Origin of the sequence: Microbulbifer magnicolonia (assembly GCF_035117725.1) — a bacterium.
Classification (GTDB): Bacteria; Pseudomonadota; Gammaproteobacteria; order Pseudomonadales; family Cellvibrionaceae; genus Microbulbifer; species Microbulbifer magnicolonia.
The window spans coordinates 457786-479883 of the sequence record NZ_JAYEFD010000001.1; the positions used below are offsets into that span (position 1 = coordinate 457786).

The 22098-nt window shown below is 62.0% G+C and carries 19 protein-coding genes; 16 read left to right on the plus strand and 3 right to left on the minus strand.

The annotated features are described in order from the left end of the window. Positions 1-29: 29 nt before the first annotated feature. Both RRF64_RS02030 and RRF64_RS02035 read right to left on the minus strand, forming a co-directional pair. A complete protein-coding gene (locus tag RRF64_RS02030; RefSeq protein WP_323844151.1) occupies positions 30-659 on the minus strand; it encodes a cysteine hydrolase family protein in 630 nt (209 codons plus the stop codon). A gap of 132 nt (positions 660-791) precedes the next feature. Then, the gene (locus RRF64_RS02035) at positions 792-2429 is read right to left on the minus strand and encodes an electron transfer flavoprotein-ubiquinone oxidoreductase (RefSeq protein ID WP_422732603.1); all 1638 of its coding nucleotides are present in this window, start codon (positions 2427-2429) and stop codon (positions 792-794) included. A 357-nt stretch (positions 2430-2786) separates the two neighbouring features. Here RRF64_RS02035 and RRF64_RS02040 point away from each other — a divergent pair, with 357 nt between their 5' ends. From RRF64_RS02040 to RRF64_RS02115, 16 genes are all read left to right on the plus strand, one after another. After that, entirely contained in the window at positions 2787-3536 is a 750-nt protein-coding gene (locus RRF64_RS02040; RefSeq protein WP_323844152.1) for an electron transfer flavoprotein subunit beta/FixA family protein, read from the plus strand. After that, on the plus strand, positions 3536-4465 hold the full coding sequence (locus RRF64_RS02045; protein WP_323844153.1) for an electron transfer flavoprotein subunit alpha/FixB family protein: 930 nt from the start codon (positions 3536-3538) through the stop codon (positions 4463-4465). Before RRF64_RS02040 ends, RRF64_RS02045 begins: the two co-directional genes overlap by 1 nt. A gap of 220 nt (positions 4466-4685) precedes the next feature. Next, on the plus strand, positions 4686-5366 hold the full coding sequence (locus RRF64_RS02050) for a type II secretion system protein N (RefSeq protein WP_323844154.1): 681 nt from the start codon (positions 4686-4688) through the stop codon (positions 5364-5366). A 65-nt stretch (positions 5367-5431) separates the two neighbouring features. Then, positions 5432-7414, plus strand: a complete 1983-nt coding sequence (gspD, locus tag RRF64_RS02055) for a type II secretion system secretin GspD (RefSeq protein WP_323844155.1) — start codon at positions 5432-5434, stop codon at positions 7412-7414. Positions 7415-7440: 26 nt separating this feature from the next. Further along, positions 7441-8907: a type II secretion system ATPase GspE gene (gene gspE / locus RRF64_RS02060; RefSeq protein ID WP_323844156.1), complete on the plus strand. Its 1467-nt coding sequence runs from the start codon at positions 7441-7443 to the stop codon at positions 8905-8907. Positions 8908-8909: 2 nt separating this feature from the next. Continuing rightward, entirely contained in the window at positions 8910-10127 is a 1218-nt protein-coding gene (gene gspF, locus RRF64_RS02065; RefSeq protein WP_323844157.1) for a type II secretion system inner membrane protein GspF, read from the plus strand. 32 nt (positions 10128-10159) lie between these two features. After that, a complete protein-coding gene (gene gspG / locus RRF64_RS02070; protein WP_323844158.1) occupies positions 10160-10588 on the plus strand; it encodes a type II secretion system major pseudopilin GspG in 429 nt (142 codons plus the stop codon). A gap of 20 nt (positions 10589-10608) precedes the next feature. Continuing rightward, positions 10609-11181, plus strand: a complete 573-nt coding sequence (locus tag RRF64_RS02075) for a prepilin-type N-terminal cleavage/methylation domain-containing protein (RefSeq protein ID WP_323844159.1) — start codon at positions 10609-10611, stop codon at positions 11179-11181. Next, complete coding sequence (gene gspI / locus RRF64_RS02080; RefSeq protein ID WP_323844160.1) at positions 11171-11551, plus strand: type II secretion system minor pseudopilin GspI; 381 nt, start codon at positions 11171-11173, stop codon at positions 11549-11551. The genes RRF64_RS02075 and gspI overlap by 11 nt, the downstream gene beginning before the upstream one ends. 5 nt (positions 11552-11556) lie before the next feature. Next, positions 11557-12384: a type II secretion system minor pseudopilin GspJ gene (gspJ, locus tag RRF64_RS02085; protein ID WP_323844161.1), complete on the plus strand. Its 828-nt coding sequence runs from the start codon at positions 11557-11559 to the stop codon at positions 12382-12384. Then, on the plus strand, positions 12377-13369 hold the full coding sequence (gspK, locus tag RRF64_RS02090; RefSeq protein ID WP_323844162.1) for a type II secretion system minor pseudopilin GspK: 993 nt from the start codon (positions 12377-12379) through the stop codon (positions 13367-13369). The genes gspJ and gspK overlap by 8 nt, the downstream gene beginning before the upstream one ends. Before the next feature lie 14 nt (positions 13370-13383). After that, on the plus strand, positions 13384-14715 hold the full coding sequence (gene gspL, locus RRF64_RS02095; protein WP_323844163.1) for a type II secretion system protein GspL: 1332 nt from the start codon (positions 13384-13386) through the stop codon (positions 14713-14715). A 70-nt stretch (positions 14716-14785) separates the two neighbouring features. Next, complete coding sequence (gspM, locus tag RRF64_RS02100; RefSeq protein WP_323844164.1) at positions 14786-15271, plus strand: type II secretion system protein GspM; 486 nt, start codon at positions 14786-14788, stop codon at positions 15269-15271. Between the two features lie 233 nt (positions 15272-15504). After that, a complete protein-coding gene (locus RRF64_RS02105) occupies positions 15505-15777 on the plus strand; it encodes an acetyltransferase (protein WP_323844165.1) in 273 nt (90 codons plus the stop codon). A 107-nt stretch (positions 15778-15884) separates the two neighbouring features. Then, positions 15885-16088, plus strand: coding sequence for a DUF2788 domain-containing protein (locus RRF64_RS02110; protein WP_323844166.1), 204 nt, complete (start codon positions 15885-15887; stop codon positions 16086-16088). A 185-nt stretch (positions 16089-16273) separates the two neighbouring features. After that, on the plus strand, positions 16274-18484 hold the full coding sequence (locus RRF64_RS02115; RefSeq protein ID WP_323844167.1) for a response regulator: 2211 nt from the start codon (positions 16274-16276) through the stop codon (positions 18482-18484). Between the two features lie 228 nt (positions 18485-18712). Here the strand turns inward: RRF64_RS02115 and RRF64_RS02120 are convergent, their stop codons facing one another. Then, positions 18713-21865, minus strand: coding sequence for a TonB-dependent receptor (locus tag RRF64_RS02120; RefSeq protein WP_323844168.1), 3153 nt, complete (start codon positions 21863-21865; stop codon positions 18713-18715). Positions 21866-22098: the final 233 nt, after the last annotated feature.

A 22098-nucleotide genomic window follows, 5' to 3' on the forward strand; every position in this document is an offset into this window, starting at 1 on the left:
GCACTCGGCTTTTTTATTTTGAGGGTTAGCTAGCTGACTGAGCGCAGATGTTGCTGCAGGTCTTCAACCAGTTTTGCGGTTTTCGTGACTTCGCAAAATCGATCCCTGAGTTGCTCGACGCAATGCGATTGCAGTTTATCACCGGTCGTAGCAGTTGCGTCTTCGACCAAGACCGGGCAGTAGCCAAAATCGGCTGCCGCGCGGATGGTGGACTCCACCGAATCATCGGTAAAGACGCCGCAGCAATATAATTGGGCGATGCCGAGCTGATTGAGGTGCGCCTGTATGACACTGTTGCCAAATGGGCTCGAGCCGGTTTTGTTTACGATGACTTCGTCGTCCCGAGGTGCCACCGAATCAATGAATTCCGCTTCGCGCGACCCCGGTGTTGAGTTGATGTCCCGTCGTTTGTACCAGTAGGTGCGGTCGCGGCCGTCGTGCGTTTTGCTGCGGGTGCGTATGTGGATTACCTCGATACCTTTGTCGCGGAATATCGCCTGCAATTTCTGAATGTTGGGTAGCACAGTCTGCTCGAGGCGGGTGAAATAATAGGTCTGCTCCGATTCACCGAAATGGCTGCGACTGCCGCTGGCAAACAGCCCTTCGCCGCGTGAGGCGTAAAGATACTGGAGGTCGATACAGAGCAGGGCGGGTTTCATGTCCGGTCTTCCGTTGTGCTGACCGGAGGAAGCTTAGCCTGATAATCAGCCGGCGGCCAAAGTCGCGTGCTCAGGACCGGAGGGAGCGAAGAATAAAAAGGGCGCCCGCAGGCGCCCGAAAAAATAAACGGATTACATATTCGGGTAGTTGGGGCCGCCGCCGCCCTCGGGCGCCACCCAGACAATGTTCTGCGTCGGGTCCTTGATGTCGCAGGTCTTGCAGTGCACGCAGTTCTGCGCGTTGATCTGGAAGCGCAGCTTGCCAGCCTCCTCGACCACCTCGTAGACGGCCGCCGGGCAGTAGCGCTGGGCCGGTTCGTCGTAGATGGGCAGGTTGTGGTTCAGCGGTATCTCGTCATCCTTCAGCGTCAGGTGACAGGGCTGGTCTTCCTCGTGGTTGGTGTTGGAGATGAACACCGAGGACAGCTTGTCGAAGCTGAGTACGCCGTCGGGCTTCGGGTAGGCGATCTTCTTGCAGTCCGCTGCCGGCTTGAGCTGGGCGTGATCGGCCTTGCTGTCGCGCAGGGTCCACGGCAGCCTGCCCTGGAAGATATTGATGTCGACAAACGCATAGGCGGAGCCGAGGATGTTGCCCCACTTGTGCTGGGCCGGGCCGAAGTTGCGCTGCTTGTGCAGTTCCTTCCAGGCCCAGCTGTCGCGGTACTTGGCGGTGTAGGCGGTCAGCTCGTCGTTGGCGCGTTCGGCGCCCAGTGCCTCGACCGCGGCCTCGGCGGCGATCATGCCCGATTTCATCGCGGTGTGGTTGCCCTTGATCTTGGCGAAGTTCAGGGTGCCGGCATTGTCGCCGATCAGCAGTCCGCCCGGGAAGGTCATCTTCGGCTGCGACTGCAGGCCACCCTTGGTGATGGCGCGGGCGCCGTAGGCCACGCGCTGCCCGCCTTCCAGGTACTGCTTGATGACCGGGTGGTGCTTGTAGCGCTGGAACTCGTCGAACGGACTCACATGCGGGTTGCTGTAGGCCAGGTCGGTGATCAGGCCGACGACCACCTGGTTGTCTTCGAGGTGGTAGAGGAAACCGCCGCCGTGGGAGCCGCTCTCATCCAGCGGCCAGCCAGCGGTGTGCACCACCAGGCCCTGCTGATGCTTCTCGTCGGAAACCTTCCAGATCTCCTTGATGCCGATACCGTAGTGCTGCGGGTCCACGCCTTCGTCCAGCTTGAAGCGCTCGATCAGCTGCTTGCCCAGATGGCCGCGGCAGCCCTCGGCGAACAGGGTGTACTTGGCGTGCAGCTCCATGCCGGGCATATAGGAGTCCTTGTGGGAGCCGTCCGCGGCCACGCCCATATCGCCGGTGGCGATGCCTTTTACCGCGCCGTCCTCGTTATAGAGCACTTCGGCGGCGGCGAAACCGGGGAAGATCTCCACGCCCAGGTTCTCTGCCTGCTCCGCCAGCCAGCGGCACAGGTTGCCGAGGCTGATGATGTAGTTGCCCTCGTTGTGCATGGTGCTGGGCACGAACAAGTTGGGGACCTTGGTCGCCTTTTCGGCGCTGCCCATCACATAGATGTCGTCGCCTTTGACCTCGGTGTTGAGGGGAGCGCCGCGGTCTTTCCAGTCGGGGAAGAGTTCGTTCAGAGCGGTGGGCTCGAATACCGCGCCGGAGAGAATATGGGCGCCCACTTCCGAGCCTTTCTCCACCACACACACGGAGATGTCTTCATTGAGCTGGCGAATACGGCACGCCGCTGCCAGGCCGGCGGGACCGGCACCCACGATCACTACATCGTATTCCATTGATTCGCGTTCCACGGCGCACTCCTCAGCTGGTTGCAATCGATTATTCTATGACCCTGAATGGTCTTGTACATTTATATTGGTCGCGGATTATATAGGGCTTTAATCAACCCTACCAATTGCACGACTATTCATTTGCCGTGGCAAATACGATGTTTTTCAATGGCTTAGAAGCCCCGAATGGGTGAATTTTATATCCGGAAATAGATTTGCTGAATGGCAGTCGGCTCGTCCATTTGGCTATTGATTTTGCCGTATAGAAGGGCCACCATACACGCCGTTCAAACACTTGTTTGACCAGAAAACCGTATCCGTTCGCGATGTGAACTGTCAGTCGCGGCTGTTAAAAGGCTAATTTGAGACGGGATTTCCATGAAAGTTCTTGTAGCTGTGAAACGCGTTGTGGACTACAACGTCAAGGTTCGCCCCAAGGCGGACGGTTCTGACGTAGATACCGCCAACGTAAAAATGTCTATCAACCCCTTCTGCGAGATTGCGGTAGAAGAGGCGGTACGCTTGAAGGAGAAAGGCGTTGTCAGCGAGATAGTCGCCGTTTCCATGGGTCCCAAGCAGTGCCAGGAGCAGATCCGCACCGCGCTGGCGCTGGGCGCCGACCGCGGTATCCTGGTGGAAGCCGATGCCGAGCTGCAGCCGCTGGCCGTCGCCAAGTGCCTGAAGGCGATCGTGGACAAGGAAGAGCCGCAACTGGTCATTCTGGGCAAGCAGTCCATCGACGGTGACAACAACCAGACAGGCCAGATGCTGGGCGCACTGACCGGAATGGGGCAGGGTACCTTCGCCTCCGAAGTCACTGTGGAAGGCGACGCCGTCAAGGTGACCCGCGAAATCGACGGCGGTCTGCAGACGGTCGAGCTCAAGCTGCCGGCCATTGTGACTACCGACCTGCGCCTCAACGAGCCGCGCTACGCCTCGCTGCCGAACATCATGAAGGCGAAGAAGAAACCGCTCGACACCACCACCCCCGACGAGCTGGGTGTGGACATCACGCCGCGCACCAAGACCCTGAAAGTTGAGCCGCCGGCCGAGCGCCAGGCCGGCGTCAAGGTTGCCGACGTGGCGGAACTGGTAGAGAAACTGAAGAACGAGGCGAAGGTAATCTGATGAGCATTCTGGTTATTGCGGAACACGACAACGCCGAAATCAAGGGCGCCACGCTCAATACCGTGGCCGCGGCCAAGGCCATCGGTGGCGATATCCACGTACTGGTCGCCGGAGCCGGCTGCGGCGCCGCCGGTGAAGCCGCCGCCAAGATCGACGGTGTGGCCAAAGTGCTGGTGGCGGACAACGCCGCTTATGAGCACCAGCTGGCCGAAAACGTCGCCAAGCTGGTCGCCGACCTGGGCAAGGACTACAGCCATATCCTCGCTCCCGCCACCACTACCGGCAAAAACATGCTGCCGCGCGCCGCGGCGCTGCTGGACGTGCAGCCGATCTCCGACATCATTGCCGTCGAGAGCGCCGACACCTTCAAGCGCCCGATCTACGCCGGCAACGTGATTGCGACAGTGCAGAGCAGCGATGCCACCAAGGTGATCACCGTGCGCACCACCGGCTTTGACCCGGTTGCAGCCGAGGGTGGCAGCGCGGCGGTTGAAGCCGTGGGCATCGCCGATGACGCCGGTGTTTCCTCTTTCGTTGGTGAAGAACTGGCCAAGTCTGACCGTCCGGAACTGACGGCCGCGCGCGTGGTGATTTCCGGTGGTCGCGGCATGCAGAACGGCGACAATTTCGAGATGCTGTACAAGTTGGCAGACAAGCTGGGTGCCGCAGTGGGTGCCTCCCGCGCGGCGGTGGATGCCGGCTTCGTGCCCAACGATATGCAGGTCGGTCAGACCGGCAAGATCGTCGCGCCGGACCTGTATATCGCCGTGGGCATCTCCGGCGCCATCCAGCATCTGGCCGGTATGAAAGACTCCAAGGTGATCGTGGCGATCAACAAGGATGAGGAGGCGCCGATCTTTTCCGTCGCCGACTATGGCCTGGTTGCGGATCTCTTTGACGCGATTCCCGAGCTTGAAACAAAGTTGTAATTTTTGATTAATATACTTAATCAACCTTGGAAAGGGCGGCATCGAGTCGCCCTTTCTTTTGGGGGAAAGATGTATTTCCGGTGATTGCGGCGTTTGAGGACAAATCATGTGCGGTGCGACGCCAGCTTGGGAACATTGCCTTTCCCGGGATGACGAAAGAGAATAGGCGTCAATAATTGAGAAATTCAGTCGATTGTTGAACTGAAATACAGGTTTGTCCATGTCCCCAGTAAAGCGAGCCGTTGGCTCCATCGGCGCCAGATTCGCCCCACGCGAGCCGCGCAAACCGTTGGCGCGCAGCGCCATGGTGTCCATAGGTGTCGTCGCTGGCTGGTTGTTTTTTAATCTGCTCGCCTATGGGGCGCTGCTGATCCCCGCTGGAGAGGAGGAGTCGCTGCTGGCGAAGCGCAGCAGCCATGTTCCGGCCCAGCGGGTTACCTCGTTACCCAGCACGCCCTTCTTCGGCCGCGCGGCCGTCAAACCCACTCAGCAGCCCGAAGTCGATCTGACCAATATTCCCATCACCCAGCTCAACCTGGTGCTGTCCGGCGTGCTTGACAGCAGTGCCAAGGACAAGGCCAGCGCACTGGTGGCAGAGAAGGGCAAGCCGGCACAGCGTCTGTATGTCGGAGATACATTGCCCGGAGGGGCCGAACTCTACTCGGTGGCGGTGGACCACGTAGTCCTGCGCCGCAACGGCAAGATGGAAAAACTTACCTACCCGGATGAAGACGGCCGCCCGAGCGTGCCGCTGCAGAAGTACACCGATTACGCCCGCCAGGCCGCAGAGATCAGCGCCTCCAGCGATGCCAGCCGGTCGGACAAGCAGCAGTCCATCAGGGAGCGGCTGGAAGAACTGCGCAACCTGGCCCGCGAGCGTCGCGCCGAGCGCCGGAACTGACAGAAAATTTTTACCAAGACCAGTTTTCAACATTTACAAAAAATATTTTAAGAGCCAGACAAATAATGATGAGGATGTTTTATCGGCGGCTGCTTGCTGTCGGGGTGGGGATATTTATATCGGCTTCAGTACTGGCTCAGGCCCCGGAAAGGGTCACACTGTCTCTCGATAACGCGGATATCCGCGATCTGATCAATTGGGCCGCGGATTTCACCGGCAAGAACATCATCGTCCACCCGAACGTCAAGGGTAAGGTCACCGTGGTCGCGGGCGATCCGATGACCCACGAAGAGGCTTTCGACGTATTTATGTCGGTACTGCAGGTCAACGGTTTCAGCCTGGTGGAGCAGGGCGGTACCTGGAAGGTGGTGCCGGACGCGCTGGCCAAGCAGCAGGCGATCCCGGTGGCGGACGAGAAAACGCGGGCTCCGGCGGAATCCCTGGTGGTGCGCACCGTGCGCGTGGAGAACATCTCCGCCGCCCAGCTGATCGCGATGCTGCGGCCGCTGATTCCGCAGACGGGCCACCTGGCCGCCTATGCCGACACCAATACCCTGATCATTGCCGACCGCGCCGCCAACATCGACCAGATAGTGCGCCTAGTCAAGCAGCTGGACCGCGCCGGCGCTATCGAGATTGAAATGGTGCCGCTGCAGTTTGCCTCCGCCAAGGAGATAAAGCAGGTGCTGGGCGAGCTGCTGCAGGCCGGCGGCAAGAACGGCACCCCCGGCAGCGAGGTGCAGCCGCTGCGCATCGCGGTGGACGAGCGCTCCAACAGCGTGCTGCTGACCGGCGACCCGGTGACCCGCCAGCAACTCAAGAACGTGATTCGCCGGCTGGATCAGCCGCTCTCCGGTGAGGGCAACACCGCGGTCATCTATGTGCAGTACGCCAATGCCGCCGATCTGAAGCCGATTCTGGAGGGCATGAGCGGCAGCATCCAGAAGACTGAGAAGGACCAGCAGGCCGCCGATGTCGAGGTGAGCATCCAGGTCAACGAAGCGCTCAACTCGCTGGTGCTGACGGCGCCGCCGTCGCTGCTGGAAACCATGAAAGGGGTTATCGCCAAGCTGGACGTGCGTCGCGCCCAGGTGCTGATCGAGGCGATCATCGTCGAGGTCACCGAGGGCACCGGCAACGAACTGGGTATCAGCTGGATCGCCGGTGCCAACGAAGACGTAGTGGCGGGCTGGAACAACCTGCCGTCCACCACCGGCGTCGATGAAGACGGCAATATCATCGATACCCTGAATCCGTTCTCGCTGCCGCTGACCAGCCTCACCGGTCCCGGCGCCCTGCATCTGGGCTACCTGAGCGGTACTGATATCCGCTTGGCAATCAACGCGGTGGCGAGAGAGAACAACGCCAATATTCTCTCCACGCCAACCATCATGGCGCTCGACAACGAGGAGGCGGAAATCCTCGTCGGCCAGAACGTGCCGTTTATCACCGGCGAACAGCTGCTGTCGGGCAGCAATAACGATCCGTTTACCACCATTCAGCGGGAAGACGTGGGCACCACGCTGAAAGTCACCCCGCGCGTGAACAACAACAACTCGGTGACGCTGGAGATCGAGCAGAAGGTGGAAAACGTCCTGCCGTTTGCCGAGGGCGTAACCGGTGCGGCCGATATCGTTACCAGCAAGCGCGAGATACGCACCAAGGTGCTGATCGACGACGGCGCCATTCTCGTGCTCGGCGGACTGATCGAGGACAAGGTAACCGAGTCGGTTTCCAAGGTGCCACTGCTCGGGGACATTCCCGGTATCGGCCGTCTGTTCCGCAATACCAGCAAGGATGTTGACAAGACCAACCTGATGGTCTTCCTGCGCCCGAAAATCCTCAGCACCCAGGTCGCCGGCTACGAGGAGACCCGCTCGCGCTATCTCGACCTGCAGCAGAAGCAGCTGTACCTCCGCGACAAAACCAGCGTAATCTGGGATTGGCACCGCGGCGACGTACTGCCGGACCTGCTGCCGCCCACCGGCAGCTATGACGAGGGCGACGGCCCGCCGGTCGAGGTGCTGGAGGCAGAAGTTACAAAATGACGGCCAACGCGGTAGAGACAACTCCAATGATACGGCGCCTGCCATACGCGTTCGCCAAGCGGCACCGGGTGCTGCTGGTGGACCTGGACGGCCAGCCGCGCTGCCAGTACGTGGCGCCGCTGAACCCGACGGTGCTCGCCGAGGTGCAGCGCCTCAGCGGCACTGCGGTGGATATCGAAGCGGTGGACGATGAGGTCTTCCAGGGGGCGCTGCAGCGCCAGTACGAGAACCGCGAGGGCGGCAACCTGTCTGACGTCGAGGGTCTCGGTGAGGAGCTGGACCTTGCCGCCATCGTCGACTCGCTGCCGGAGACCGAGGACCTGCTGGAGCAGGAGGACGATGCTCCCATCGTCAAGCTGATCAACGCCATATTCGCCGAGTCGCTGAAGCAGGGCGCCTCGGATATCCATATCGAGACATTCGACAAGCGCCTGGTGGTGCGTTTCCGCGTCGACGGCGTGCTGCGCGAAGTGCTGCAGCCGCGCCGCGCGCTGGCCCCGCTGCTGGTTTCCCGTATCAAGGTCATGGCCAAGCTGGATATCGCCGAGAAGCGGATTCCCCAGGACGGCCGCATCTCGCTACTGATGGCAGGGCGCGAGGTGGATGTGCGGGTCTCCACCATGCCGTCCTCCGCCGGCGAGCGGGTGGTGATGCGCCTGCTCGACAAACAGGCGGGCAAGATGGACCTGAGCAAGCTGGGGATGGCGGACGGCGACCTGCGGGTGATGACCGATCTGCTGACGCGTCCGCACGGCATACTGCTGGTCACAGGCCCCACCGGTTCCGGTAAGACGACGACCCTCTATGCGGGTCTCGGCAGTATCAATAACCGCGAAAAGAACATCCTCACCGTCGAAGACCCGGTGGAGTACAACCTGGAAGGCATAGGCCAGACACAGGTCAACACCAAGGCGGACATGACGTTCGCCCGCGGCCTGCGCGCGATCCTGCGCCAGGACCCGGATGTGGTGATGGTGGGCGAGATCCGCGACCTGGAGACGATGCAGATCGCCATCCAGGCGAGCCTCACCGGGCACCTGGTGCTCTCCACCCTGCACACCAATACCGCCCTCGGTGCTGTGACGCGCCTGGTGGATATGGGTATCGAGCCTTTCCTGCTGTCGTCGAGCCTGATCGGCGTGCTGGCCCAGCGGCTGGTGCGCGTACTCTGCCCGGACTGCAAGCAGCCGCACCCCGCAGATGAGGGCGAATGTCGGATGCTGGGGGTCGAAGGCGCTGCAGAGACAGTCATCTACCGCCCGAACGGCTGCGATCACTGCAGTCACAGCGGCTATATCGGCCGCGTGGGTATCTACGAGCTGGTGCCGGTCAACGAGACCATGCGCCAGCTGATTCACGACCGCGCTTCCGAGAGCAGACTGGTGGCGGAGGCGCGCAAAGTGGCGCCGAGCATCCGCGAAGACGGGGTGGCCAAGGTACTGGCAGGCATTACTTCACTGGAAGAAGTGGTCCGAGTTACGCAGGAGTCCTGACCGTGGCCGCATTTGAGTACACCGCCCTCTCCAGCTCCGGCCGCAAGAGCCGCGGCACCCTGGAGGCGGACAGCGCCCGCGCCGCGCGCCAGCAGCTGCGCGCCAAGGGCATGGTACCGCTGGAAGTGGCGCCGGCCACGGAAACGGCCGCCCAGGGCGGTGCGCGCCTGTTCAGTGGCAGTCCCGGCCTCAGCATCAAGCACCTGGCCCTGCTGACCCGGCAGATCGCGACGCTGTTGCGCGCCGGCATTCCGCTGGAGGAGACCCTCGGCGCCATCGCCAACCAGAGCCGCAACCACAAGATCCGCCGCATCGTGCTGGCGGTGCGCGGCAAGGTGCTCGAGGGGCACAGCTTCGCCCAGGCCCTGGGCAGCTTTCCCCGCGCCTTTCCCAAGCTCTATCGCGCCACCGTGGAGGCCGGCGAGCATTCCGGACACCTGGATGCGGTGCTGGAGCGCCTCGGCGACTACACCGAGAACCAGCAGAAATTCCGCCAGAAGGTGCAGCTGGCGCTGATCTACCCGATGGTGCTGGTGTTCATCTGTATCCTCGTGGTCACCGGCCTGATGGTCTACGTGGTGCCGGATGTGATCGAGGTGTTCACCGGCACCGGCCAGGTGCTGCCGCTGCCGACCCGTATTCTGGTGGCACTGTCCGACTTTATCTCTGCCTGGGGCTGGCTGGTGCCGCCCGCGCTGGCGGCGCTGGTCGCCGCCGCCATTTTCCTGCTGCGCCGCCCTGCGATTCGCCACCGCTTCCACCACCGGTTGCTGGAACTGCCGCTGATCGGCTGGCTGGTGCGCGGTAGCCAGAGCGCGCGCTACGTCGGCACCCTGGCCATCCTGACCGGCAGCAGCGTGCCGCTGGTGCAGGCGATGGGTATCGCCAGCGGCGTCATGAGCAACGAATTCCTGAAGGAGCGGCTGCAGGCTGCGCAGAAATCGGTGCGGGAAGGCGGCAGCCTGCGCCGCGCCCTGGAAGACGTGGAATATATTCCACCGATGATGATCTACATGATTGCCAGCGGCGAGTCCTCCGGCACGCTGGACGAGATGCTCGGCCGCGCGGCCGAGTCCCAGGAGCAGGATCTGCAGGGCGCGGTGACCGCCTTCGTCAGCCTGTTCGAACCGGCCATGCTGCTGCTGATGGCCGGCATTGTACTGTTTATCGTGATGGCGATTATGATGCCCATCATGAGCATGAACCAACTGGTGGTATAAGAGCCTGTGCGCAGGCCATTGGGAGAAGAGCAATGAAAAATCTACGCAAAAGCGGCGGCTTTACGCTGATCGAGATCATGGTGGTGATCGTGATTCTCGGCGTACTCGGCGCCCTCGTCGTGCCGAACGTGCTGGGGCGCACCGGCGAGGCGCGCATGAAGGCGGCGGTGGTGGACCTGCGCGCGATCGAGACGGCGCTGGACATGTATCGCATGGACAACTTCGTCTACCCGAGTTCGGACCAGGGCCTGCAGGCGCTGGTGGCCAAGCCCTCCGGTTTTCCCGAAGCCAAGAACTGGGTCGAGCCGTACCTGAAGAAGGCACCGAAGGATCCCTGGGGCAACGAATACCAGTACATCAGCCCCGGCAGCAGCGGCCCCTACGACCTGTTCAGTCTCGGCGCCGACGGCAAGCCCGGCGGTGAGGGCGAAGCCGCCGATATCATTGTCGCCGATCTCTAAGTAGCAGCCCGGATTTCTCCATGCGCGCCAGGCCCAGTCGCAGCCACGGCTTTACGCTGATCGAGGTACTGGTGGTGATCGTGATCATCGCCACCCTCGCGGGTATGGCGGTGCTCTCCCTGGGCAACTCCGGGGCCCGTGCCTGGAGTGGCGAAGTGCAGCGGCTCGCCGCACTGCTGCAGCTGGTGGCGGACCGCGCCCTGATTGACAAGGCCCACTACGGCGTAGTGCTGGAGCAGGATGCCTACCGCGTGGTGCGCTTCGACCCGGCGACCCTGAAATGGCAGTCCCTCGACGCCGTCGCGGCCAAGTCGGTAGCGGCGCGCTTCGTCGCCCATCAGCTGCCGGGCAATATGCGCATCGAGGTGATCAGCGAGGCCGAGCTGCCGTCGTCGGCACCGGCCGAATTCGCCGCCGAGGCGGACGATAGCGCGCAGCCGATACCGCAATTCGTCGCCCTGTCCAGTGGCGAGATACTGCCGGTCGAGCTGGCCATGTTCCTGCTGCAGGACGGCGATATCGGCCGCGGTGCGACCATTTCCTACACCAGTCTGCACGGTCTGCAGCTCGAGTGGCAGGCAGATGACTATTGATCGTCGCCGCTCCCAGCGCGGTTTCACCCTGGTCGAAGTGCTGGTGGCGCTGGTGATTTTCGGTGTCGTCGCCGTCAGTGTGCTGAAGACAATGCAGGGCAGTGTGCGCCAGCAGGCGGCGATGGAGGATCGGCTGGCCGCCAACTGGGTGGCGCAGCAGGTGCTGGCGGAAGTGCGTGTGCGCAGTCCCTGGCCGCCGCTGGGGGAGAAATCCGAGCGGGTGCCCTTCGGCGAGCGCGAGTGGCAGGTGACTGCCCGCGTGGAAACGACCAGCGAGGAGCGCATGCGCCATATCACCATTGAGGTGGCGCGCCCCGATGCCGAAAGCCCAACCCTGACCCTCGACGCCTGGGCGGCACAGGAGGAGTGACGCGCATGCGAGTTCTCGCCCTCAGGCACCAGTCCGGCTTCACCCTGATCGAAATCCTCGTGGTACTGATGCTGGTGGCCATTATCAGCGTCGGTTCCTACGCACTGCTGGACACCTTCAACAGCACAGACCGGGCGCTGGAATTGCGTGCCGAGGAGCTGCGCCGTTTCTCCATGGCCATGTATCGCATCGACGACGACCTGCGCCAGTTGACCGCGCGCCCGGTGAAGAATGCCTACAACGGCTACGAACCGGCGCTGCGCGGCGACGCGAACGAGTTCGAATTCACCCGGCTCGGTGCCGCCAACCTGACCGGAGAACCGCGCGGCGAACTGCAGCGGCTCGGTTACAGCGTCGGCTTTGCGGAGGGCGAGGGCGCAGGTGCGTCGGCAGAGGAAAGTGGCGCGCTGCTGCTGCGCAGCCGCTGGCGGGTACTGGACCGGGCGCCGGATTCGGAGCCGGTGGCCGAGCCGCTGCTGCTCGGCGTCGACAGCCTGAACCTGCGCTACTACGACCCGGATACCGAGGCCTGGCTGTCCCAGTGGCCGCCGGTCAGTGAGCGCAGTGCGGCCGCGACAGCCGAAACGCGCTTGCCGCAGGCGGTAGAACTGGTGCTTGTCACCCGCACCGGCGGCGAGCTGCGCCGCGTCTTCTCGCTGCCGCGCATTTCCGCATCTGCCGGTGGCGACCGGGGCGATGGTGGTGACAACGGCGACACACCGGGCGAGGAGGGTGCGGGTGAAGGCGGTGCGGACGGAGAAGGCAGCGATGACTCCGGCACGCCCGAGGACCAGGAAAACAGTGATGAGCGCGGAGGGCGCGCCAGTGAATAGCGCCATCGGCCGCCAGCGCGGCGTCGCCCTGATCACGGTGCTGCTGGTGATGGTCATCGCCATCGCCGCCGTGACCCACGCCATCACCCGCAATCGCATTGCCGTCTCGCGCACCGGGGCACTGCTGGCGAATACCCAGCTGGCGGAGTTTGTCGGCGGCGCCGAGGCCTGGGCGCGGGTCGCGCTGGAGCGGGACTTCCTGGCGGACCGCGAACAGAATCAGTCCGCGGATTCCGCGCAGGAGGCCTGGGCGCAGAAGGCACTGGCGTTCAACCCGGATAACGGCAGAATTCGCATTAATATCAAAGACTTAAATTCCTGCTTTAATGTGAATAATCTCGCCGACGCGGCGGGCGAGCAGTCCGAGCAGCGGCAGGTTTTCGAGCGCCTGGTGCGCAATGTGAGCGGCAAGGCGGAGCTGGCCAAGTCGATTCAGGACTGGATCGATGCCGGCGATACACCGCTGGCGCCCGGCACCGAGGACGACGGCTACCTCGGGCGCGAGATCGCCCACCGCACGCCGGACACTCCGATCAGCGACATCTCCGAACTGTCCGCGGTGCAGGGGATGGAGGCGGAGGACTGGCAGAAACTGCAGCCGTTTCTGTGCGCGCTGCCGGAATCGGGCACGGCGGTCAATATCAACTTCGCGCCGCAGGAATTGCTGGAGGCGATGGATCCTCAGGCCAACGCCGCCGAGATAGTCCGTTTTCGCGAGTCGGACGGCGTGTTCAGCGATCGCGCGCAGCTGGCGGATTACGGGATTTCGAGCGCCGCCAGGCTGGTCTTCCACAGCCAGTACTACCTCGCCCGTATCGCGGTCCAGCTGGGACCCGACGGCGACTATCGACAGTATTGGGAAACCACTTTGCAACTGGACGAGAGCAGCGGTCAGGCGCAGGTAGTGCAGCGGCAGCGCCGCACTTTTTCCGGCACCATGATGCAGGAGCTGCTGGATTACGAAGTTACTGAAGCGAACAATTAACGCAATAAAATCATATGGTTACGATAAACAGTTCAAGTGGTGCCAAAGGCGAGTCTGCGCCCCGCGGGCAGCTGATGTTGCTGCGGCTGCGCGAGGGCGGCACGCGTCATGCGCCACTGCAGTTGCACTGCTGGAGTCACGGCGGCTGGCGTCGGGTGGCGCTCGACGACGCCTTTGTGCGGGCCTTCGATCCCGATTGCGAAACGGCGGGCGATGCCTGTGAGGCCGCGGACGCTGCGGTTGACGCCATACAGCTCAATATTCCGGAGGGCGCGCGCGTGCTGCTGCTGCTGCCGGGCAACTGGGTCTGGAGCGGCCTCGAGACAATTCCCAAAGCGGCCCGTCGCCAGACCAGCGCCATCGGCTACATGGTCGAGGAGCGCCTGGCGGAGGATGTCGAAGACTTGCACTTCGTCTGCCAGCCGCGCCACGGCGACCTCTGCAGCGTCTACGCCATTGCGGTGGAGAAAATGGATGCGTTGCGCAGCCAGGTCCAGCGCCTGAACTGGCCGCTGGCGGCGGCGATTCCGGAATACCAGCTGCTCGACCTGCTGGAGGGGGATATTTCCCTGTGGCTCGACGGCGATCGGGCGCATCTCTGGCAAAAGGCGGGCCACGGCCTGTCATTGCGCCGACAGCACCTGCAGCCCCTGCTGGCTCCGCTGGCGGAGGGCGAGGATGGCGGCGTCGAAAGGCAGACTCTGCAGCTGCTGGGCGCCGGCGAGCGGGATGCGATGATCGTGGCAGAGCTGCAATCGCTGTTTGAGGACGGGTTGCAGTGTATCGATCAGCCCGCCGAGGAGGCGCTGTTGACGCACTACAAGCCGGCGCGCCTGGCGAACCTGATGACGGGTGACTACCAGTTGCTCGACGGCAGCGATGAGCGCGACTGGTGGCACAAGCCCGCCAAGCTGGCGGCGGCCTGTTTCGTCGCCCAGCTGCTGCTCTTCGCGGTGGCCGGCGGTTACTTCCAGTGGCGGGCGAACAGTGCCGAGGAGCAGGCGCGCACCCTGTTCAGCGAGCTTTTCCCGCAAAGCAGACCCAGCGCCGATATTCGCCGGCAGATCGAAGGCTACCTGAAGGGCGCTGCAGGCGGCGACGGCAATTTCGGCAGCCAGATGCAGCTGTTGAGCCGGGTCTGGGGCCAGCACAAGGGCGGGGAGCTGAAACTGCAGTCGCTGCGCTTTGATGGCAACCGCGGCGAAATGGTCTTGCAGTTGCAGGCGCCGAATCTGGCCGATCTGGACACCTTTGTCGGCCGCCTGTCGGAGGGGGAGTTCCGCGCAGATCTGCTCGGGGCGAACGAACTCGAGACGGGCGTATCCGGGCGCATTCGCCTGCGCTGACGGGCCGAAAGCTATAAAGGCGATAACACTTGCGGTGCCCGCAGGTGAACGAACTGGCAGTAAAAGAGCGATGAAAGAACAAATCGAACAGTGGCAACAGAAGTGGCAGGCGCTGCCCCAAAACGACCAGCGTGCGCTGGGTATCCTGATTCTGTTTCTCGGCGGACTTTTCCTGGTCTACGGCCTGTTTGTGCCCGCCAAGAGCTTTTTCGATGGCGCCCGCGTCCGCGCCGAGGAGTCGCGCGCGCTGGTGCAGTGGATAGAGTCTCAGCGGCCGGTGCTGGAGCGCCTGGAACCCATGGCGGGCGGCGCGCAATCCGCTGGCACCCTGCTGCAGCGGGTCACCGCGGCGGCCGAGCAGCACCAGATCACCATCAAGCGCTTCGAGCCTGAGGGTGAGGGGCGCATTCGCCTGTGGATTGACGAGGCCCGCTACCAGGACCTGCAGCCCTGGCTGAACAGCCTGCTGCAGCAGCAGTTCACAATTCGCACCCTGAACCTCGATGCGCTGCCGGAGGAGGGGATGGTTTCGGCGCGACTTACCCTCGAGGGATGATAGGGGGAGGCCTCTGCGGTATGGCAGCGGGCATTGTCAGGCTGCGCAATAAATCGCAGCGACTCCCTGGGTTATCTTCGAATTTTTAGGTGAATGTGAATCCTGGGTCGATCAGAGATTCGTTTTAGTGAGTTATTTGCCGGAAAAGTGACCGCCAGCAAGATGGGAATGCTTTCAGGAGAGTGGCGCTAAAAGCCCTATACTGAGGTTAGTAAGACGAAATGGGTGCCAAGATGCTATTCAAAGACACGTCCACCAATCACCTGGTTGAGGTGGCGGATATAGTCACGCTTTCCAATCCATATGAGCTGACCGTGGTCGGCCGCTATCTCTGGGGCGAAGAAATGCAGGATCCGGAGGTGTTCGACAAGACCCAGCTTTGTTTCCTGTCCGGTGAGGCCCTGCCGCGCTGCTGGCACGACAGCCGCTACCGGGATCGCGAGGTGCGGCGCCTGCGCTGCGGTACCCGTGCGGCGGAAGACGGCGACTACTATCAAGGGGCTTGACGGTGTAATTGGTGGTGGGTGCTGGTCCTCATCACTGACCACCGCCCACTCGCCACTCACCAACGGTCACTGTACAATGCGCGCTAATTTTTTAAGCGGGCAGCCGCATGTCGTTTGAGCAGTTTGAAGAGTACTCCCTCTGGTTGGGCGTTGGTGGGCTCATCCTGTTTATGGTGTTTATCGTCTGGAACCTGGCCAAGGAGTCCAAGGCGGGAAGATTTGGCACCATGATTCTGTTTATCGCGCTGGGCCTCGGGTTGCTCGGCTTTCTAATAAAGACAGTGCTGGTCGAAATAATGGGAATAGGCTAGTGGTCCAAGCGGTAAATTCTGTAACCGATCTCTTCGTCACAGGCCCCATTGCTGCGTTGAAAAAGCTTGAATTAGCCCTGCTAGTCCCGCGCTTTTTCGCCTTGCCCTGGAGCCTGTGGTTGTGAGCTTTAGTTACCGAATTTACCGCTTGAACCACTAGTCCCGGTCGTCCAGGGAAGATCTCCATGCCGATATTTGATCGCCCCGAACTCAAGGTCCAGAAAGACCGCCGCGCCTGCCGTGCCACTGACACGCGCATCGCCAAGTACAGCCGCCGGGGTATGCTGCTGTCGCTCTGTGCCTTCCTGATCGCCGCGGTCATCGGTGATCTGCGCGTCGAAGCGCCACGCCTGCTGCTGATTCTGGGCATCGGCCTGGTATTGCTAACCCTGCTGCGGGGCTATTACGTGTTCCGCTTCGGCTATCTGTACTCCACCGGTCCGCAGCGCTGGCGCCGCCGCTATTTCCTGGCCTCGACCATCGGCGCCGCCTGGTGGGGAGTCATTCTGTTCTGCCATGTGTGGCTGCTGGGCTTTGCCCCGGAAACCCATTTCCTCTGGTTGTACACGGTCATCTTCTGCTCCAGCGTGACCACGGTATTCGCGCCTTACCACCGCTTCCTGAGCTGGTTTATCGCCGTGCCGCTGCTGCCCGCTGCGGTCATGGCGATAATCTCCGGCGAGCTTCTCGGCACCATCTATGGCGCGCTCACATTTGCCTTCGTGTGGCTGACCGCGCACCAGGCGCGCCGCGAGTCGGAGAACTACTGGGATCGCCTCGGCGCCATGCAGGAACTGCAGCAGCGCGCCAGCAGTCTCGCGGCGGCGCGCAAGCATTCCGAGGCCGCGGTGGAGCTGACCAATGAGTTCGTCGCCAACATCGGCCAGGAGTTTCGCAGCCAGCTGTCCGATTCCCTGGGCGCACTGGCACTGCTCGAAGCGGAGCCGCTATCGGAGCGCCAGCGGGAGTGGGTGCGACTGGCCAAGACCGCGAGCAGCCAGCAGTTGAAGCTGGTGGACAATGTGGGACTCTTCACCCGCGTGGCGCGCAAGGATATCCGCCTGCGCCAGGGCCCCTTCAACCTGGTCAAGACGATCGAAAAATCCTTCAAGTTCGCCGCGCGCGCGGCGCACCGGCAGCGGCTGGAATTCAACTTCCAGATCGACGACAACCTGCCGGTCATGGTGACTGGTGACAACCGCAAGACCGCACAGCTGATCCGCAACCTGGTGGATTCCGCGACTGTCATCGCCCAGGTGGGCGAGCTCTGGGGGCAGGTGAGTTTTACCCCGGTCACCAGCGCCGAGGGGCAGCTGACCATCAGCCTGATCGACGACGGCCGCGGCGAGATACTGCCCGACGAGAGCGAGCTGTTCGGCGCCTTCTCGCGTATGGACACCGCCCAGGTCACCACCGGGCTCGGGCTGTCCATTGCCAAGGGGCTGGCGGAAGCCATGGGCGGTTACCTGCAATTGCACTCGACGCCGGACGGCAACCGCTACCAGGCCGTGGTGAAGTTCACCATGGAGCCCAATCAGCGGGTCTATTTGACGCCCGACCGCCGCCTGCAGGATTTCGAGGTGCTGCTGCTGCATCAGAAGGGACTGTTTGTCGCCGGCCTGGCTCAGGTGTTGCGCTCCTTTGGGATGGAGGTGGCCACATTCAAGTGTGTCGCGGACGCCGGGGCAGAGATGCAGCAGGCGTTGCAGTTAGCGGTGGAGAGAAAACAACTGGTGCTGCTGGCGCCGGCCATGGGCGACAACAGCCTGCTGGACGCGGTAAGCACCTTCTTCCGGGAGTCGACGGCGGATACCAGCCAGTGTCCCCTGATCGGCCTGGGAGGCTACGGTCACAAGAGCGATTTCACCCAGGTGCTGCAGGCGCTGCCCGGCTCCCAGTACCTGGGGCGGCCGGTGACACGCAAGGAGCTGCACGACGCATTGATCGCACGACTGTTTGGTGGGGTGAAAAAGGCCAGCCGGCGCATCGTCACCAGCGGTGGCGATCTGCCGCGGCAGTATTCGCTGTTGCTGATCGAGGAGTCGCGCCAGCACCAGGGGGTGACCGAGGAAATGCTGCAGGCCCTCGGCTACCGGGTAGACGTGGCCGCTTCCGTCGTGGATGCGCTGGAGCAGTTGCCCGACCGGCACTACGACCTGTTGCTGGTGGACTGCCAGCAGAATACCGAGCACAGCGCCCAGATTATCGAGAGCCTGCGCCACTGGGAGACGGACAATACGCCGGACGACCGGCTGCCGATCATTGCGCTGACCAGCACCACGGAAGAACAGTTCGAGGGCCGCTGCCTGGCGGCAGGCATGGACGACTTCCTCACCAAGCCGCTGAGCAAGGATGCGCTGCGGGAGACTCTGGAGCGCTGGCTGGGCAACGTCTGATTGGCAGCCTTGCCCCAATATCCGATACCACCGTGTAGGAGCGGCGGGGCGGCCATCCGCCCATGGCCGCGATTGATGTCTGCCATGACTCGAAACTCCGATCGCGGCCATGGGCCGCTCCTACAAAGCGTTTTGCAGGCAAAAAAAGGGCGGACATTGAGTCCGCCCTTGCAATTCCATTTCTAAATGCGGGCCCGCGTACCGGGCTGTGCCCGGCACTCTATATAGTCAAAACTGGTAGCGAATACCCAGGCGAGCGCGCCAGAAGGACGGTTCGGCCACCCGGGTCTGCCCCGCCGGATCGAGAAACTCCTCGAACACGTAACGGTTTTGCTCGTCCAGGCTGACCTCGACGGCCGTCTGGGACAGCGGGAAGCCGGTCTCGTACAGCACACCCCAGTCGTCGTTCAGCAGGTTGCCGAGGTTTTCCACCACGAAGTAGGCGTTGGCGCGGTCGTTGGCGCGGAAGCCGGGGAGTTCCTGGTTGATGCGCAGGTCCAGGCGGCTCCACCAGTCGCTGGTCAGCTCGTTGCGCCCGACGATCTCTCCGCGATCCAGTCCCTCCTTGTCGACCCAGGCGAAGAAGGCTTCGCGATCGAAATCATCTCCAAACACCACACCCGGATCGCTTTCGCCGCTCGGTACATACAACAGCTGGCGGTACTGTTCGGCGTAGGCACCGAAGCCAGCTCCATAGCGGTTGTAGAAGGTGTAGGTGTAGGGGCGGCCCTCATTCAGGGAGCCGAATAGGGTCACGCGGGTCTCGTAGCCGTCGACAAACTCGTGCCCGTAATCCAGCTTCAGGGTGAAACGGTGCGGTATCACATAATTGGATGTCGCGGTACCGGGGTCTTCCGCGTTGGCGGTAGCCACACCACTGTAGTTGGAGAAGGCAACGGAGCTGGTCATCGGGTTGACGTCTTCCGCCTCGGTGTAGGCGTAGGCCAGCGCCACATCCAGACCGAAATCAAACGACTTGGACAGTCCCAGAGACAGCGAGGTGGAATAGCCGGAGTCGCCGTCCACGTTGGTCAGCATATAGTCTTCTTTGCGGCCGTTGCTGGCGGCATAGAGCGGGCGGCCGTCGGCAGCAGCGGTGCCCACCTGCTCCAGCGAGATATCGCGAATGATTGCCGCGTCCTGGAAACTGCTGTACAGCAGGTCCGCACTGGCCAGATAGCCGTTTTCGAACTGGTAGCTGCCGCCCAGGGCGTACTTCCAGCTGGAGGGGATTTCAAAATCCGGGTCCATCAGGTTGACGCTGCCGGAAGTGCTGCCGTTGGCCACCTGATCGTAGAGGTGCTGGGGAATGTCGTAGATGGGGCGGCCGCTGCCGGTCCACGCCATATCCGACAGAGGTGTACCGCTTTCATCTCTTTGTTCCAACTGGATAACACCGTTATTGGAGTAGTTGTTGGAAATCCACACATTGGGATTGCCGCCGGAGTAAAGACCGATGCCGCCGTGCATTTCCAGCTGGTCGCTCACGTTCCAGTTGAGGCTCAGGCGCGGCTGCAGCAGATCCTTGCCGTCCATGTTTTCCGTATTGGCGAAACCGTAAGCCGCTTCCACAGCGGGGTTTTCCACCGGATGGTCGTCGCTCGTGTACCAGTCATAGCGCAGGCCTGCCACCAGGGTCAGATCCATCTGACTGAACTGGTACTCGTCCTGGGCGTAGAGGGAGTTGGTCGTGTAAGCGAACTCCGCTCCTGCATCCGTAACATTGTTGCTGCCGGCGGCGTTTTCGTAAGTGATGCGGTCGGCGATGCCCGCTTCAAAATCTTCAATGCTGTTGAAGATATATTCGCCCTCGGCCTCCTGCACAAACATGTTGAATACGTCAAACGTGTCACGCTCGTAGCCAAAATAGAGGTTGTGTTCATTCAGCTGCAGGTTGCCCGCCAGCTTGAGGGTGAACGTCTCATACTTAAGCTTATTGGCGTGGCGGGAATCATCAGAGCCCAGGTAGACGATGGCATCGGAAGCGCTGCCGTCGCCATCGTGGTCATTCGAAGTGCGGATCTGTACTTCGCCGAAATCAGTGCCGCCCAGTGACAGCTGCCGGTTGTCCAGCTCCGAGTAGCCGATCTTGAATTCGGTGGAGAAGACGTCACTCCAGTCGGAGAAGAGTTGGGCCACATAGGCGTTCAGCTCGGCGCCGCGCTCGTAGTAGTGATTGGAGAACTCGAGCTCGTTGCTGTCGCCATCGGACTCGGCGATATGGAAGCCGTCGTTGTAGTTGTAGGTGAAGGCGGCGCGCTGGCCGTCGGCGATGTTCCAGTCCAGTTTGACCAGCAGCTTTTCGTCCTCCACCGGCAGGCTGGTGGGCAGGCGGCCGGGCTCGTAGCCGTAGACGTCGCGCGCGATGCGCAGTATCTCGTCCACCTGCGCCTGGCTCACGCCCTGGACTTCGGTGGGCGCGCCGGAGCCGGCGGGGCCGCGCTCGAAGGTGTCTACGCCTTCTAGTTTTTCGTAAGCGGTAAAGAAGAACAGTTTGTCCTGGATGATCGGTCCGGAGAGCGTAGTGGCGTAGCGCTGCTCGTCGAATGACTCGACGTAGAACTCATCCCCCTCGAGTGAATCGCCCTGCATGCCGTCGTCGGTGTAGTCAAACACCACCGAGCCGTGCCATTCGTTGCTGCCGGACTTGGTCACCGCGTTGATGTTACAGGCGCTGAAGCCGCCGTACTGGACGTCGAAGGGCGCCAGCTCCAGGGCGACCTGGTCGATGGCGTCGTAGGAGAACGGCATGCGCTCGGTGGGGTAGCCGTTGCTGTTGAGACCGAAGTCATCGTTCATGCGCACGCCGTCGACGGTGAGGCTGTTGAAACGCGGGTTGGCACCGGCACACTGGATGCCATCGGCGTAGGATTCGTCGATATAGACGCGCGGATCGAGTCGCACCAGGTCTTTCAGGTCGCGGTTGACCGAGGGCGTGTTTTCCAGATCGTTCAGGTTAAAGCGCGACGCGGGTCCGACAACTTTGTTGGCACCGTCCTCCATGTGCGCGACCACACTGACCTCTTCCAGCGCGGAAGTATCCAGGCTCAGCGGCAGCGACAGCGGGTCGCCCAGGGTGAGGAAGACACCGTTCAGGACCCGCTCGCCCTGCTCGGATTCCACGGTAATCTGGTAGGGGCCGCCCACGCGCAGGCCGCTGAGGTTGAAGCGGCCAGATTCGCCGCTCAGGATTTCACTGCGGCTGTTTGACGGTGTGTGCACCGCGATCACTTTTGCATTGGTAACTGGCTGGCCGTCAAAGCCGGTAACTATGCCGCGAATGGAAGCGGAAGTCTCCTGCGCAACGGCCACGGGCATCGTGCCCATCGCCGAGATCACCGCGGCGGATAAGAGCGCGCGCGGGAACAAGCAGCGTTTCATATTTTTCTCCTGGTCTTGAAATGGCCAATAAGATTGGCAGAGATATTTTTTTAATTGGCACTGGCGCCACATGGTTTCGGGCACAGGCCAGAGCGCTTTTTAACAGGAGTAATTGACGGGAAGGTGAAGGGCTTGTTGCGTTTTTATATCAGTTTTGTAACAGAAATATAATTCGCGAGCGTTTGTCACAAATAGTAATTAGATTGATCGAAGCATGTTAATTGTGGAAGAAC

What these genes read in the sequence shown, in the direction of transcription:
- RRF64_RS02115 (WP_323844167.1), top strand. Translation starts at nt 16,274, where the DNA reads ATGCCGATATTTGATCGCCCCGAACTCAAGGTCCAGAAAGACCGCCGC.
- gspJ (WP_323844161.1), top strand. Translation starts at nt 11,557, where the DNA reads ATGCGAGTTCTCGCCCTCAGGCACCAGTCCGGCTTCACCCTGATCGAA.
- RRF64_RS02105 (WP_323844165.1), top strand. Translation starts at nt 15,505, where the DNA reads ATGCTATTCAAAGACACGTCCACCAATCACCTGGTTGAGGTGGCGGAT.
- RRF64_RS02045 (WP_323844153.1), top strand. Translation starts at nt 3,536, where the DNA reads ATGAGCATTCTGGTTATTGCGGAACACGACAACGCCGAAATCAAGGGC.
- RRF64_RS02040 (WP_323844152.1), top strand. Translation starts at nt 2,787, where the DNA reads ATGAAAGTTCTTGTAGCTGTGAAACGCGTTGTGGACTACAACGTCAAG.
- RRF64_RS02110 (WP_323844166.1), top strand. Translation starts at nt 15,885, where the DNA reads ATGTCGTTTGAGCAGTTTGAAGAGTACTCCCTCTGGTTGGGCGTTGGT.
- gspE (WP_323844156.1), top strand. Translation starts at nt 7,441, where the DNA reads ATGATACGGCGCCTGCCATACGCGTTCGCCAAGCGGCACCGGGTGCTG.
- gspI (WP_323844160.1), top strand. Translation starts at nt 11,171, where the DNA reads ATGACTATTGATCGTCGCCGCTCCCAGCGCGGTTTCACCCTGGTCGAA.
- RRF64_RS02050 (WP_323844154.1), top strand. Translation starts at nt 4,686, where the DNA reads ATGTCCCCAGTAAAGCGAGCCGTTGGCTCCATCGGCGCCAGATTCGCC.
- RRF64_RS02075 (WP_323844159.1), top strand. Translation starts at nt 10,609, where the DNA reads ATGCGCGCCAGGCCCAGTCGCAGCCACGGCTTTACGCTGATCGAGGTA.
- RRF64_RS02030 (WP_323844151.1), bottom strand. Translation starts at nt 659, where the DNA reads ATGAAACCCGCCCTGCTCTGTATCGACCTCCAGTATCTTTACGCCTCA.
- gspL (WP_323844163.1), top strand. Translation starts at nt 13,384, where the DNA reads ATGGTTACGATAAACAGTTCAAGTGGTGCCAAAGGCGAGTCTGCGCCC.
- gspG (WP_323844158.1), top strand. Translation starts at nt 10,160, where the DNA reads ATGAAAAATCTACGCAAAAGCGGCGGCTTTACGCTGATCGAGATCATG.
- RRF64_RS02120 (WP_323844168.1), bottom strand. Translation starts at nt 21,865, where the DNA reads ATGAAACGCTGCTTGTTCCCGCGCGCGCTCTTATCCGCCGCGGTGATC.
- gspM (WP_323844164.1), top strand. Translation starts at nt 14,786, where the DNA reads ATGAAAGAACAAATCGAACAGTGGCAACAGAAGTGGCAGGCGCTGCCC.
- gspD (WP_323844155.1), top strand. Translation starts at nt 5,432, where the DNA reads ATGATGAGGATGTTTTATCGGCGGCTGCTTGCTGTCGGGGTGGGGATA.